We start from the raw sequence: 14,283 nt of genomic DNA, 5'->3' as shown, positions 1-14,283 counted from the left end.
CGAATTATCCGAAATGATAAACGGGGAGCGATATCTGCGAATGCAGAGCAGATATTGAATAGACTCAATATTCCAGCTGAAAATTGGCTAAAAATCATCACAGAGTTTGGGACATTGTTTCATGGTCCTGTTGGTACGCTACAAGAGCTGAGCCGCTACTATGAACATTTAGATAAACGACGACGGCACTTCTCAAAGTGTTGCCAGTATATGCAAGTAGGCTAGATCCCTTTCTATTATTTCAAAGAATACTTCCTTCAGTTAATCAACTGAGTCGTTATTTAACAGCCTAAAACTCACCAATTCCACTTATCTCACTCATTTTTCAAGATTATTAACAGGTAATATGTTGAAAATGGTTCAGATCTAGATTTGATAGATGCTGAGTGTTGATATCTTTTAGAATTCTCAGTATGTTATTGATTAATAATGGCTGGCTATAACGAGTATCCGCTGGGATGTCTGATGTAAATGGACTTACAAATGCCGTGATGATAGGGATATCAAAAAATGGCCTGTCCCGCGAAAGCTAAGCGTATATCCTTATACGTTTTACATGATTTGTTGAAAGTATTTCAGCAATTTCGATGGGGGGAATGAAAAGCAAAAGACAGTGTGTTGCTTTGATTTGAGTTGGCTGTGATTACGAACTGATAAAGGACATAAAATAGTGTGGATAACACACGAAAAAACATCAGGACAAGTACCGCTAGGTTGGCTTGTGGTCTATTTTTCGTGCGTGTTAAAGCTGATAACTATAGAGCTAGTATAATAGTAAATAATTTACATCGATAGACAATTTTTAATTGGTGTCCCTATTAGTTTGATTCTTGCTCCATCACAACATAAGTATAAGCAATACCAACAGGTGAACCCGCAGCAACAAATCCTGACTCCACTACTTTAGCAGAGATATGTCCAGGGAATTTTTTATACAACTGACTGACTGCATTATTAAATGCGACATTAAAATTCGACTGATTGTATGCATAGCCAGCTATTTGCTTTTCTGAAATTTCACTTAAGGCTTTAGGATGAACAGGAGCATTTTGACCCGATAATAGGTGTATGACTGGGTAAGTCGTTATTCCTTCAGGTGTCTGAATGCTTATTTCAGTTAAATCTCCTCTTATACCATCGAATGTTTGTTGAGCTGTATAGGGGAAAAAGCCAATGGCTGGTGAGTCTTGTGCTGTAACGACAAATAATGGTACCTCAGCTGTTAAATCAATGGCTTTAATTGTTGGAGCAGTAATACCTTCAGCATAGCCTTCCGCTTTTATCGTTAGCGTTGGCTTATTAACTTGATGGGCCAAAACAAGTTGAAACTCAGTTGCAGTGACTTTACTAGGACTTAATAAAATATCGCCTTTAATTAATTTATTTAACATTTTTTTCCTCGTGAAATTAAGTGTAAATATATCCGTTAAGTTTTCTATATCTTTTTCCTCGCTAAAAAGCTAATAAAACATAGTTCATAGATATTCATGGCGCAATAAAGGACCCGTAAAACTTTCCTATATGCGAGATTAAAGCAATAGAAGTAAGCTGATGTGATGATGGTTATTGCTGAGATCTAGGAAACACCGAGCAAAACAGTAAATGGAGTAAAATCAGTTCAACTCAATAAGCGCAATATATTGGGATATAAGGTGCAACGGAACGGTAAACCATGATAAGAATAAATGTTGCTTTAAATCAGTGTCTTGCAACAATAGTAGTACTGTGTGGGGTTTTGCGCCTCCCTCGAAAATAACCTTATCTAGCATTAGTCGCTGATATTTAGTCTTTTTTAAATGTGAATTTCAGAGCATACGAGATCTAAAAAAAGCCCTTAAAACTGTTATGGGATGGTTTAAATCATAGCTGATCTATTACCCCAGATCTAAGCCCAGCTGTTTTTGTTTTATTTTGGTGAGGCCTAAAGATACGATGTGGTGGGATTGCGTTAAGTAATAAGTTAATGCTTCAAATGTGTCTTTGGTACTGTCAATTTGCTGTATCCATTTCATGCCACGGGATGCAAAATAGGGAGCGGGTTGGTAACCTGAATGCTCAGTTAAAAAGACAAAGTTTTGTTCTGAGACTTTGAAGGTGTATGTGGCTTGATTGCTTTTCCCTAAATTACCAATTGCAAATACTTTGCCGCCGACCTTCCATACGTGGGAATGGTTCCATTGCATAACATAAGTGGTGGCGGGTAATGAACCACAAAAATGATTGAATTCATCATGAGTCATATGGCGATCCTTTTTTGTTTGGTTATTATTATTTTCGGTGATAACCGTCAGTGATTGTCCAACTTATAACATACAGAGAAATAGATTGTCAGAGGTGGTATCGACTAATTTGCTGTGTGTGGTAACTCATGATCTTGTCATTGCGGTAGAGGTGATTTATCAATGTATGATCCATTTTTTAGGGAGTAAATAACCATAGGGACGCTCAATTTTAATGGGTTATTTGAACTCGTGATTTAACTGTAATTTCTGACATTAAGGGTAATGTTTTTATGTTGGCTAACCTGATAGCGTAGTGGTATCAAACTAAGGCCGCTGAAATCTGTATTTTAAGCTGGCTTGAGTACATGCCTGCCAGTAGAGGTTATTGGCGGTTCTATCATCAGTGCTATTGGTTAACTTAAAAAGGAAAGAACAGTTAATGGAAATCAAAAATCATTCGGATGTTGTATCGGGGTGGGAAGGGGGATTTGAGGAATCAAATACGGCATTTGCCTATCCAAAACCAGATCTTACATCTTTACCAATGCCAGATAATATGTTCAACATTGATAAGCTCCAGCGCCAGCAAGCAGTTAAATGGCCTGAGTTTAGCTGGGAGACCGAAAAAGGTAATGCCGATCCTAAGCGGTGCTATCAAATGTTCGCCCCTGATATCTCTAGATTGGGTTATACCGATAAGGGAAGAGTTTATTCTATTATCTGTCCTCAGCAAGGTATTACTTCTCCAACCTTGGGGAGTTTGAATGTAGAAGTCACCGTGACTGGAACAAGAGGATGGGTCAATGAAACAAACCGAGAACTTGCAGCAGAAATGGGTGTTGTGGGTAAGATCTGGTTCAGTCCTAGTGCAAAGCAAAATCCGATCGTTAAGTTGTTATGGGAATATTTTGACGATAAAAAACTGCCTCTTCCCTTGAAAAAATCGCAGGCAATCATTGTTACCACAAGTATCGTTAAAGATCCTGAACAACCGATTTTTCCGCTTAGTAAAGGCCAAAGTCAGGACTTTCCTATTCCTGAATTTGCTCAGCATCCTGAAGCTTGGTCTGTCGGGCATTTGAGTGTGCAGATTGGCTCGATTATAAAAACAGGTTATGTCGAAGTCGATGCCGTTAATCAGCTTATTATGGATGTGTTCAATTTAGGCTCAGGTAATATGCTGCAAAAGAAAAACGTGCTTTCATGGAACGTTTGGTTCACCGCCCCTGAGCTTGTCGATCAAGGTGAGTGGGCAAGACACGCATGGGTATGGCGTGAATCTATTAATGCCGATCATGGTTCTCCTGAGGGATCGGGTACTGAAGCAAAATATTTTGATGGTACTCTTTTTAAACCTGACGTAGATTTCATCAAAACGCTAGAGAAAACAAAAATTAATAATTTCTTGGAGAACATAGAAGGGGATGTTAAAGATCGTATTACTGGTTTTTTAAAGGATATTTAGCCTGTTAATATTGATTCCGTTACGTGGAATAGTTTTCCATTTTTCAATTTATTCAGCCCCAGTTATCTGGGGTTTATTGGGTAATGATCCTGTGTGCACCCATATATTGAGTGATTGTGTTAGTTGATTCAGGTTGACATTATGTAGGTACTATATGCGCTTGTTGTTGTAGGTTGATAATAATGTATACAAGCTGAAGGTTACGGGTTAAAGTCTAATTAAATCAGCCTATTGTTTTGATTATTGTATAGGTTGTTTTTTGTTTTTTGTTTTTTGTTTTTTGTTTTTTGTTTTTTGTTTTTTGTTTTTTGTTTTTTGTTTTTTGTTTTTTGTTTTTTGTTGTTATGATGGTTGAAACGACAAGTGAGTTAATATGTGAATGTTAAATTTTTCTAGTAATCGTTGCCCACCGACTTCTTAATTCTTGTTTTAATATTAAACGAATAATTTCGCACATCTTATTTTTTAAGGTGCGAACGTTTTTGTCTTTATTTTATGGAAATTATTATGAATGTTGAATGTTGAATCTTGGGCTGCTTTTACCAGTATCGTTTTGTTTATTGCGGTTATTCCTGGGCCGAATGCGTTATTGGTTCTTTTTACCGCGTTAGCGAAAAATCGTTTAATGGCGCTTGCTAATGTGGCGGGAGTGGCATTTGGCTTTATTGTACATGCTTTTATTTCTGCACTTGGACTCAGTTTACTGATTGCTCAATCGAGCATGGCTTTTATGATGCTGAAATGGATTGGGGTTGCCTATTTACTTTGGTTGGGTTGGATGAATCTAACAGCAGGATTTCATATGAAGTCACTTACAACACCTCAAAGTCATCAGTCGATAAGTGTGATGAGTCACTTTATTAAGGGGTTGTTGACCAATTTACTCAATCCTAAAATTATTTTGTTTTATTTATTTATCTATTTTTCCACAATTTGTCAGTCATGGCGCTGTTTTTAGTGACAGCTTGCTACTCGGAGCAACACAAGCAATTGTCGTGTCAATGTGGTTTGTTGTTGTGATTATCCTTGCAGAACACTTTAAGGTATTTTTTACTCATGCTAAGAGTGCACGTTGGCTAAATGTATTATCAGGGAGTGTCTTTATTGCATTTAGTGCCAAATTAGCGACGGCTAAATTATCATTGTGAGTGAGATTGAACCCCTGTTTAGCCTAAGGTATTTGTTAAGGCTTCAGGGGTTAGATAGCTAGTTGTCGACAATTAATCCGCTAAAACTTGACTAAAGTGGATAAAACGCTTAGATTGTCGACAATCTAAGCATTTTATCCACTGTGTACTTTATGCCTGTTATCAGCCCATTATTAAACGAATATATCGAAGAGCAAGCCATTACTTCAGCAGATAAGACTTTTTTACAGCTGAGAAAGGACATTGTCGAAGGCGTTATATTGCCAAGCTCTAAATTAAGTGAGACTGAATTGTCGACAAAATATACGGTGAGCCGTGCGGTGATCCGTGAGGCGATTAACCGTCTGAGCGCTTGTCATTTAGTTGAGCGAAAAGCCAATGTGGGCGCGCGAGTCGTGAGTTTAACGCGAGCAGGTTTAATTCAACTTTACCAAGTGCGTGAATCGTTAGAGGGCATGGCGGCGAGGTTAGCGGCTAAAAATATGTCTGATGAAGAAATTAGCGATCTCAATAGCTTATTGAATACCCATTTTCATGAGGTGCAATCTGGCGAGTCTTACTATCAAGAAGCGGGTGATGTGGATTTTCATTATCGCATTATATTAGGCAGTAAAAATCATCACCTTATTTCTCTGCTGCTAGATGGGACTTATCATCTGGTGCGCATGTATCGCGTGCAATTAGGCATGAGCGGTCCTCGTGTCACGACCGCATTTGACGAGCATAAGCATATCGTGCAAGCGATTTCCAATAGAGATGAAGAGCTGGCTGAAATGCTCATGAGACGACACATTCTATATTCAAAAAATAATATTGAAAGCAAGCTGAGCAATTGAGATGCGATTTAATTTCCAACAATTGTTGACAGCATAAGCCGTTAAAAAACTTATTAAAAGAAGAGATTAAAGTCACACATTAATAGCAAGCTTGAAACACTACCATTTGGAACAGCAGGGAGAGAAATATGAGTGCAGGTAAGAAGTTTCGTCAGGCGTTAGCGGATAATAAACCGTTGCAAATCGTGGGCACCATTAATGCGTATTCGGCCATTATGGCGAAAAAAATTGGTCATCAGGCGATTTATCTTTCTGGTGGCGGCGTGGCCAATGCGTCTTATGGTTTACCCGATTTGGGGATGACGTCACTCAATGATGTCATTGTTGATGTGCAGCGTATTACCTCTGCGTGTGATTTACCTTTACTCGTTGATATCGATACTGGTTGGGGCGGCGCGTTTAATATAGCCAAGACGGTGCGTGATATGGAAAAAGCAGGTGCTGCAGCGGTGCATATGGAAGATCAAGTGGCGCAAAAGCGTTGTGGTCATCGTCCGAATAAAGAAATCGTGTCAACCGAAGAGATGGTCGATCGCATTAAAGCCGCGGTTGATGCCAGAATTGATGCTGATTTTTTCATCATGGCGCGTACCGATTCTTTTGCACAAGAAGGGTTAGAAGCGGCAATTACGCGTGCCAAAGCCTATGTAGCGGCTGGAGCCGATGGTATTTTTGCCGAGGCGGTGAAAACCGAGGCGCATTATCGCGCATTCTCCGAAGCTTTAGACGTGCCTATTTTGGCCAATATTACTGAGTTCGGTCAAACAGAGCTTTGGAATAAAGAACAGCTTGGTGAATGGGGTGCTGCTATGGTGCTGTACCCACTCAGTGCGTTTAGAGCAATGAATAAGGCTGCTGAGCGAGTGTATAGCGCTATTTTAGAAGATGGCGATCAAAAAGCGGTGGTTGATTCGATGCAAACTCGTATGGACTTGTACGATTATTTGGATTATCACGATTACGAACAAAAACTAGACAATTTGTTCGCAGAAGGTAAGAATCTCTAGGGCCTGTTGATCTTTGGTGATAACCACGAAGGGTTAACAGAAGTAATGGCATTTGAATCGTTTCAGATGGCAGTATGCGCAAGTGACTTGAGCATACCAATCATATTCGAGATGGAAAGTGAGCAGTGAGTCATCCTATAGGGATGGTTACAACCTGTAATACAAATTGAAAGGAATACAGTGATGGTAGATAAGAAATTAGCGGGTGCAGGTCTTCGTGGTCAAAGTGCAGGTGAAACAGCCTTATGTACGGTCGGTAAATCAGGTTCAGGGTTGACCTATCGTGGCTATGATATTTCAGACCTTGCTGATAATACTTCTTTTGAAGAAGTGGCCTATTTACTTTTTAATGGTGAGTTACCCAATAAAGCGCAATTAGAGACTTATAAAACCGAGTTGTTTGCACTGCGAGATTTACCCCAAGCGTTGAAAGCAGTATTACAAGCTATTCCTGCTGATACTCATCCTATGGATGTGATGCGTACCGGTTGTTCTTTCTTAGGCAATTTAGAACCTGAAGTTGATTTTAATCAGCAGAAAAAAGCGGCTAATCGTTTGCTGGCGGCGTTTCCTGCCATCATGTGTTATTGGTATAAATTTTCTCATGACCATGTTGAGATTGACTGTATCACCGATGAAGAGTCGCTTGCGGGTCACTTTTTGCATTTACTGAATGGCAAAGCACCATCACAGTTGCATCGCCGAGTCATGGATGTGTCTTTGATTTTATATGCAGAGCATGAGTTTAACGCATCAACCTTTACGGCTCGCGTTTGTGCATCCACCTTATCGGATATGTTTTCTTGTATTACAGGGGCTATCGGGACGTTACGCGGTCCACTACATGGTGGTGCCAATGAAGCGGCAATGGATATGATCCAATCGTTCGCTTCTCCTGCTGATGCCAAAATACAAATGGCGGGGATGCTCGAGAGGAAAGAGAAAATCATGGGCTTTGGGCATGCTATTTATCGTACTTCCGATCCACGTAATGTGATCATTAAATCTTGGTCTGAAAAATTGGCTCAGGAATTTGGTGATGCGTCGCTTTATGATATTTCTGTTGCCTGTGAAGAATTCATGTGGGATAGCAAAAAATTATTTTGTAATGCTGATTTTTTCCATGCTTCGGCTTACCACTTTATGGGGGTTCCGACGAAATTATTCACCCCTATCTTTGTGTGTTCGCGTTTAACTGGCTGGGCATCACATGTGATGGAGCAACGATCGAATAACCGCATCATTCGCCCCAGCGCCGATTATATTGGTGCAGAGCCGCGTAAAGTATTGCCAATAAGCGAAAGATAAAAAGCATGATGAGGGCAGCATTAGCGGCCTTTTTTCATTATCAATATACCCAAGTGACGCGTATTTTTGAGTCACTTGGGTATAAAATAATTTCGTTTTTAGTGTGAGTTTTTATACCCAGATCATTCGTTATCGTGTGTTCATTGTTGGTTGTGAGCATCATTGTGAACTCGATAGTACGGGGGATTGAAGTATATACATGGAATAAGTTATGAATAGCGATTACCGCAAGCCTTTACCGGGAACCTCTCTCGATTATTTTGATACCCAAGCCGCTGTCGATGCCATCAGCCCAGGTGCTTATAGCAAGCTGCCTTACAGTTCACGTGTTTATGCTGAAAATCTCGTTCGTCGTTGTAGTCCTGATACATTAACCGCTTGTTTGACTCAGATCATCGATCGTAAGCGTGATTTAGACTTCCCTTGGTACCCCGCTCGAGTGATCTGCCATGATATTTTAGGCCAAACGGCACTGGTTGATCTGGCGGGTCTTAGGGACGCGATTGCCGATAAAGGGGGCGATCCGGCGCAAGTGAATCCTGTGGTGCCGACACAACTGATTGTCGATCATTCTTTGGCCGTCGAGCACGCTGGATTTGATCCCGATGCGTTTGAGAAAAACCGTGCCATTGAAGATAGGCGTAATGAAGACAGATTTCATTTTATTAATTGGACTAAAACGGCGTTTAAGAATATCGATGTGATCCAGCCCGGCAACGGGATCATGCATCAGATCAATTTAGAGAAAATGTCCCCAGTGGTGCAATCGCGTGATGGAGTGGCTTTTCCCGATACGCTGGTGGGCACCGATAGCCATACCCCCCATGTGGACGCGTTAGGTGTGATTGCCATTGGTGTCGGTGGATTGGAAGCTGAAAGTGTCATGCTCGGTCGTCCCTCTTATATGCGTTTACCGGATATTGTTGGGGTTGAGCTGGTGGGTCAGCGCCAAAGTGGCATAACGGCTACCGATATCGTGTTGGCGCTCACTGAATTTTTACGCAATAAAAAAGTGGTGTCGACCTATTTAGAGTTTTTTGGTGAAGGTGCCAGTGCACTCACATTGGGCGATCGCGCCACGATCTCTAATATGACGCCAGAATTTGGGGCCACTGCTGCCATGTTTTATATTGATGAAAAAACCATTGATTATTTAAAACTGACAGGGCGAGATAAAGCCCAAGTAAAATTGGTTGAAACCTATGCCAAGCAAAGTGGTTTGTGGAGTGACAGTTTAATTGATGCCGAGTATGAGCGGGTATTGCGCTTTGATTTATCATCGGTTGGACGCAATATCGCAGGACCTTCTAATCCACATCGCCGCGTATCTACCGCGGATTTAGCGGGTAAAGGTATTAGCGGCAAGGTTGCAAGCCAAGCCGGTTTAATGCCTGATGGTGCCTGTATCATTGCGGCGATAACGAGCTGCACTAACACCTCTAATCCTCGAAATGTGATTGCTGCTGGATTATTGGCCCGTAATGCTAACGCGAAAGGATTAAGCCGTAAACCTTGGGTGAAGACATCACTCGCCCCAGGCTCTAAAACTGTGCAATTATATCTTGAAGATGCCAATTTATTGTCCGAGTTAGCGCAGTTAGGCTTTGGGATTGTGGGTTTTGCTTGCACCACATGTAATGGCATGAGCGGCGCGTTAGATCCGGTTATTCAACAAGAAGTGATCGACAGAGACTTATACACCACCGCGGTATTGTCGGGTAATCGTAACTTTGATGGTCGCATCCATCCTTATGCAAAACAAGCCTTCTTAGCTTCACCGCCTTTGGTGGTGGCTTATGCCATCGCGGGCACCATACGTTTTGATATTGAGCAAGATGTGCTGGGTACAGACAGCCAAGGTCGAGACATCCGACTCAAAGATATTTGGCCTAGTGATGAAGAAATTGATGCGGTGATTGCTAAGAGTGTTAAACCTGAGCAGTTCCGCCAAGTGTATGAGCCGATGTTCGACATAAAGGTGGAATACGGTAAGGATAATAATCCTCAATATGATTGGCGCCCACAAAGCACCTACATTCGCCGCCCTCCCTATTGGGAAGGCGCATTGGCAGGTGAGCGCACGATGACAGGGATGCGCCCATTGGCGGTATTAGGGGACAATATTACTACCGATCATCTTTCTCCCTCCAATGCCATTATGCTCGACAGCGCGGCGGGGGCTTACCTACATAAAATGGGTCTGCCTGAGGTCGATTTTAATTCTTATGCCACGCATCGAGGCGATCACCTGACCGCGCAACGAGCCACTTTTGCCAACCCAAAGCTGTTCAATGAGATGGTGACGCAAATAGGGAAAGAGGGGGCGCTTGAAGTTAAACAAGGATCTTTTGCTCGCATTGAACCTGAAGGCATCGAGTCTCGGATGTGGGAAGCCATTGAGACTTATATGGAACGTAAACAGCCATTGATTATTATTGCTGGCGCCGACTATGGTCAAGGTTCATCGCGTGATTGGGCGGCGAAAGGGGTACGTTTAGCGGGGGTCGAAGTGATTGTGGCTGAAGGCTTTGAGCGCATCCATCGTACCAATTTGGTGGGAATGGGCGTGTTGCCACTGGAGTTTAAAAAGGGTGAAAATCGTCACACTTACCAAATTGATGGCACTGAAACTTATGACGTGGTGGGCGATCGTACCCCGGGCGCACATTTGAAAGTGATCATGCATCGAAAAAATGGCGAGCGTGTTGAAGTGCCTGTGATTTGCAGGCTCGATACCGCTGAAGAAGTGTCTATTTATGAGGCGGGTGGCGTGCTGCAACGTTTTGCACAAGACTTTTTAGAAAAAGGGGCTGCATATGTCACAGCGAGGGACTGATCTTAATATACCCGATTTTCAAGTATATGCTCCTCAGATAAGAGTACCCGCCACTTATATGCGTGGCGGCACCAGTAAGGGCGTATTTTTTAATCTAGCCGATTTACCCGATGTGGCTCAAGTGGCTGGTCCTGCGCGTGATGCATTTTTATTGCGGGTGATTGGCAGCCCCGATCCTTACGGTAAACAAACGGATGGAATGGGCGGCGCAACATCGAGTACCAGTAAAACGGTGATTTTGTCGAAGAGCGATAAAACTGATCACGATGTGGATTATTTGTTCGGGCAAGTGTCTATTGATAAACCTTTTGTTGATTGGAGCGGAAATTGTGGCAATTTATCGGCCGCGGTGGGCTCTTTTGCGATAAACAGTGGCTTGGTCGATAAGCAACGTGTGCCAGATGACGGCATTGCCGTGGTGCGTATTTGGCAGAGTAATATTGGTAAAACCATTATTGCTCATGTGCCTATGGTTCAGGGTGAAGTCCAAGAAACGGGAGATTTTGAGCTTGATGGTGTGACCTTTCCGGCTGCTGAAATAGCGGTGGAGTTCATGGATCCCGCCGATGGTGAGGGTGCCCTATTTCCTACTGGAAACCTCGTTGATGATTTAAGCCTGCCAACGGAAGTTGTGGCAAGTGGCTCGTTAAAGGCCACTCTGATCAATGCAGGTATTGCGACCATTTTTATCAAGGCTGAAGATATCGGTTATAACGGCACTGAGTTGCAAGACGCGATTAATGGCGATGTCAAAGCGTTAGCGATGTTTGAGACTATTCGCGCTCATGGCGCGGTGAAAATGGGTTTAATTGCGCATATCGATGAAGCCGCATTGCGAGCTCATACGCCGAAAGTGGCTATTGTCGCAGAGCCGAAAGAATATACGTCATCGAGTGGCAAAACGATTTCAAGTTCGATGATCGATCTTAATGTGCGGGCGCTATCGATGGGAAAACTACATCACGCCATGATGGGTACTGCTGCTGTGGCTATTGGCGCTGCGGCCGTTATTCCGGGAACCTTAGTGTATCAAGCCGTCGGCGGAGATAAGCGTGATCCTTCATCTGGGAGTGTGTGTTTTGGTCATCCGTCTGGTACGTTAAAGGTGGGCTGTGATGCGAGTATTCAAGCCGGTGAATGGCAAGTTAATAAGGCGGTGATGAGCCGCAGCGCTCGGGTGCTGATGGAAGGCTGGGTGTGCGTTCCTGTGGATGATTTTTAGGTTATTTGTCTAAGAGTGTAAACACAGTGCGCTGTGTTTTATGCTCTTTTTTTTGCTTAAAAGTATCGAGAGTGTGGATGATTTCTTTCAGTAATGGTTTGTTCGTGCTGGCAATAAAGTCATATACAGCGTTAGGTAAGATCACTTGATTGCTTAGGTTTTCTCCTTTTCGAACGACGATGATCCCACCGGCATAACGGACGATAGGATAGCTGAGTAGATTATAGAAATCAGAGATTTCTCTCGCTTCTATCATGAAATCTGCAGCATTTCTGGCTAATTCACAGAGTTCGATATTGGAATCCTTCCATGTATATTTGGCATTGATAGGGCGCTAAAATGGTTTTAATGACTTGATAAGCGATGCTATCGGCATGATGCGTCGATTTTGTATCAGCTTCATTTTTTGCGTCGATATAGAAGCTATGTTTATTTTTTAAATCCACGATCAAGGCCGCTTTTACTTCAGTGGCTATTTGTTTAGCGAGTGATAAATAATTCATGGATTGCCTTTTATTATTGAGTCTGAAATTTAACCATTCTGAATAATGAGTGGTCAGGCCTAGTATCCTGCGGCTTGACCGTCTTTTCGGCTCTCTGAGGCGCCAAAATACACTTGTCTTTTATCATCCCATAGAATGGCTTGATAGCCACCGTATTCCCCTGTGATGTTGCGTATGTCATGACCTCTGTTACTTAAGTCGTGGTGAGTGAGATCGCTAAAACCTGTTTCTAAGCTAATGCAGCCACCTGTGGTCATTTTTCGTCCCGTTGGTTGGCTTGTTCCTGAATGAAAAAAGCGTGGCGCATCGCCCGCTTCTTGCAGGTTCATATTAAAGTCGATTAAATTGAGTAATATTTGCACTTGCATTTGAGGTTGTACAGGGCCACCCATGACACCAAAACTAAGCCAAGGCCGGCCTTGCTGAGTAACAAATGCGGGGATAATGGTGTGAAAAGGCCGTTTATTAGGTTGGTAGCGATTAAAATCTTGGCTGTTTAAGCTAAAGAGTTGTCCTCTGTTTTGTAACACAAACCCCAGATCCGTTGGCGTCATACCCGATCCCATACCGCGATAATTACTTTGGATTAAAGAGACCATGTTGCCGTGTTTATCGGCTGTAGTCAGGTATACCGTATCACCGTGATCTAAGGCTTCAATGCCAGCTGTTACTCGTTGACTGGCATGACCGAAAATCAGTTTGTTGCGATCGCGGGCATAATTTTTTGAGGGCAGCACATCGATGGGGATGTGATTAAAGTCAGGATCGCAGTAAAGTTTGGCTCGATCTTCATAAACCAGTTTTGTTGTTTCAATCACAGTGTGGAGTAAGACTTCACTGCCAAAACCCATTTTTTTATATCGTGTTGCTCTAACATATTGAGCATTTGTAATACTTCAATCCCTTGGCCATTGGGAGGTAACTCCCAGACATCGAAGCCTCGGTAATGGGTGGATACGGGTGAAATCCACTGTGAGTGGTGCGCGCTGAGTCGTCATAACTTAAAAAACCGCCGTTAGCTTCCATGTATGCTGTAATGGTTTTGGCTATTTCTCCTTTATAAAAGGCATCTTTTCCATCTTGGGCTATTTTTTTTAGGGTATTGGCGAGGTGTGGGTTTTTAAAAATATCATCTTTAAGCGGTGTTGTACCTGTGGGCATATAGACTTGGGCAAACCCTGGAAAGCGTTGTAAGTTTTTAGCATTTTGCGCCATTTCATAGGCTATGGTTTCAGTGACAGGAAAGCCTTTCTCAGCATATTCAATGGTGGGTTGCAGTAAGGTGCTCATGGGCAGTGAGCCAAATTTTTTCTGTATTTCAAACCATGCATCAACAGCGCCAGGTGTGGATACGGGTAAGGGGCCAAAGGCGGGGATCGTGGTTAGATTTTGTTGCTTAAAATAGTCCAGTGATAATGATTTTGGTGAGCGACCAGAACCATTGAGTCCGTATAGTTGCTGTGTTTTTTCATCCCAAATAATCGCGAATAGATCGCCTCCGATACCACAACCTGTTGGTTCGACGAGTCCAAGTAACGCGTTGGCGGTAATGGCGGCATCAATGGCATTGCCGCCCATTTTTAAGATATCTAACGCGACTTGTGTTGCTAAAGGTTGGGAGGTGGCCAGGGCGGGATCGCACTTTGTTAACAAAGATTGAATCTGCTGAATTACTGTGATCTAATCGCACCTCACTTTCTGAGAGGTAACCCAATGACCCTGATCGAACACCTTAC

The 14,283-nt window shown here is 42.6% G+C and carries 12 protein-coding genes and 2 pseudogenes; 9 read left to right on the top strand and 5 right to left on the bottom strand.

Going from position 1 to position 14,283, the window contains the following annotated elements:
- Positions 1–225: pseudogene (locus tag L2764_RS22915) on the top strand (transposase); the annotation flags it as partial.
- 593 nt (positions 226–818) lie between these two features.
- Here L2764_RS22915 and L2764_RS22910 read toward each other — a convergent pair.
- Positions 819–1,391 (bottom strand): hypothetical protein, encoded by a 573-nt coding sequence (locus tag L2764_RS22910; RefSeq protein WP_248942645.1) that lies wholly within the window; start codon positions 1,389–1,391, stop codon positions 819–821.
- A gap of 483 nt (positions 1,392–1,874) precedes the next feature.
- Complete coding sequence (locus tag L2764_RS22905; RefSeq protein WP_248942644.1) at positions 1,875–2,240, bottom strand: MmcQ/YjbR family DNA-binding protein; 366 nt, start codon at positions 2,238–2,240, stop codon at positions 1,875–1,877.
- Between the two features lie 421 nt (positions 2,241–2,661).
- On the opposite strand from L2764_RS22905, the gene L2764_RS22900 reads away from it, so the two are divergent.
- From L2764_RS22900 to prpF, 8 genes are all read left to right on the top strand, one after another.
- Positions 2,662–3,687, top strand: coding sequence for a hypothetical protein (locus tag L2764_RS22900; RefSeq protein ID WP_248942643.1), 1,026 nt, complete (start codon positions 2,662–2,664; stop codon positions 3,685–3,687).
- Positions 3,688–4,198: 511 nt separating this feature from the next.
- Positions 4,199–4,645 (top strand): LysE family translocator, encoded by a 447-nt coding sequence (locus L2764_RS22895; RefSeq protein WP_248942642.1) that lies wholly within the window; start codon positions 4,199–4,201, stop codon positions 4,643–4,645.
- Between the two features lie 37 nt (positions 4,646–4,682).
- The gene (locus L2764_RS22890) at positions 4,683–4,835 is read left to right on the top strand and encodes a hypothetical protein (RefSeq protein ID WP_376708475.1); all 153 of its coding nucleotides are present in this window, start codon (positions 4,683–4,685) and stop codon (positions 4,833–4,835) included.
- Between the two features lie 152 nt (positions 4,836–4,987).
- Positions 4,988–5,671, top strand: coding sequence for a GntR family transcriptional regulator (locus L2764_RS22885; RefSeq protein ID WP_248942640.1), 684 nt, complete (start codon positions 4,988–4,990; stop codon positions 5,669–5,671).
- Positions 5,672–5,799: 128 nt separating this feature from the next.
- A complete protein-coding gene (gene prpB / locus L2764_RS22880) occupies positions 5,800–6,678 on the top strand; it encodes a methylisocitrate lyase (RefSeq protein WP_248942639.1) in 879 nt (292 codons plus the stop codon).
- A gap of 183 nt (positions 6,679–6,861) precedes the next feature.
- Positions 6,862–7,986, top strand: coding sequence for a bifunctional 2-methylcitrate synthase/citrate synthase (gene prpC / locus L2764_RS22875; RefSeq protein WP_248942638.1), 1,125 nt, complete (start codon positions 6,862–6,864; stop codon positions 7,984–7,986).
- Positions 7,987–8,197: 211 nt separating this feature from the next.
- On the top strand, positions 8,198–10,822 hold the full coding sequence (gene acnD / locus L2764_RS22870; protein ID WP_248942637.1) for a Fe/S-dependent 2-methylisocitrate dehydratase AcnD: 2,625 nt from the start codon (positions 8,198–8,200) through the stop codon (positions 10,820–10,822).
- A complete protein-coding gene (prpF, locus tag L2764_RS22865; RefSeq protein ID WP_248942636.1) occupies positions 10,803–12,044 on the top strand; it encodes a 2-methylaconitate cis-trans isomerase PrpF in 1,242 nt (413 codons plus the stop codon). Before acnD ends, prpF begins: the two co-directional genes overlap by 20 nt.
- 1 nt (position 12,045) lies before the next feature.
- On the opposite strand, the gene L2764_RS22860 is transcribed toward prpF, so the two are convergent.
- From L2764_RS22860 to ggt, 3 genes and pseudogenes are all read right to left on the bottom strand, one after another.
- Complete coding sequence (locus tag L2764_RS22860) at positions 12,046–12,300, bottom strand: hypothetical protein (protein WP_248942635.1); 255 nt, start codon at positions 12,298–12,300, stop codon at positions 12,046–12,048.
- Between the two features lie 25 nt (positions 12,301–12,325).
- Positions 12,326–12,547, bottom strand: a complete 222-nt coding sequence (locus L2764_RS22855; RefSeq protein ID WP_248942634.1) for a hypothetical protein — start codon at positions 12,545–12,547, stop codon at positions 12,326–12,328.
- A gap of 59 nt (positions 12,548–12,606) precedes the next feature.
- A pseudogene (ggt, locus tag L2764_RS22850) lies at positions 12,607–14,125 on the bottom strand (gamma-glutamyltransferase).
- Positions 14,126–14,283: the final 158 nt, after the last annotated feature.

The organism is Shewanella surugensis (assembly GCF_023284005.1).
In the GTDB taxonomy this organism is placed as follows: domain Bacteria; phylum Pseudomonadota; class Gammaproteobacteria; order Enterobacterales; family Shewanellaceae; genus Shewanella; species Shewanella surugensis.
Note: the sequence above shows the minus strand (reverse complement) of the source record. Positions and strands in the feature narration are given on the sequence as shown.

Coding starts and splice junctions, on each gene's coding strand:
- L2764_RS22885 (WP_248942640.1), top strand. CDS start 4,988: ATGCCTGTTATCAGCCCATTATTAAACGAATATATCGAAGAGCAAGCC.
- L2764_RS22905 (WP_248942644.1), bottom strand. CDS start 2,240: ATGACTCATGATGAATTCAATCATTTTTGTGGTTCATTACCCGCCACC.
- L2764_RS22910 (WP_248942645.1), bottom strand. CDS start 1,391: ATGTTAAATAAATTAATTAAAGGCGATATTTTATTAAGTCCTAGTAAA.
- prpB (WP_248942639.1), top strand. CDS start 5,800: ATGAGTGCAGGTAAGAAGTTTCGTCAGGCGTTAGCGGATAATAAACCG.
- L2764_RS22895 (WP_248942642.1), top strand. CDS start 4,199: ATGTTGAATGTTGAATCTTGGGCTGCTTTTACCAGTATCGTTTTGTTT.
- acnD (WP_248942637.1), top strand. CDS start 8,198: ATGAATAGCGATTACCGCAAGCCTTTACCGGGAACCTCTCTCGATTAT.
- prpF (WP_248942636.1), top strand. CDS start 10,803: ATGTCACAGCGAGGGACTGATCTTAATATACCCGATTTTCAAGTATAT.
- L2764_RS22900 (WP_248942643.1), top strand. CDS start 2,662: ATGGAAATCAAAAATCATTCGGATGTTGTATCGGGGTGGGAAGGGGGA.
- L2764_RS22860 (WP_248942635.1), bottom strand. CDS start 12,300: ATGATAGAAGCGAGAGAAATCTCTGATTTCTATAATCTACTCAGCTAT.
- prpC (WP_248942638.1), top strand. CDS start 6,862: ATGGTAGATAAGAAATTAGCGGGTGCAGGTCTTCGTGGTCAAAGTGCA.
- L2764_RS22855 (WP_248942634.1), bottom strand. CDS start 12,547: ATGAATTATTTATCACTCGCTAAACAAATAGCCACTGAAGTAAAAGCG.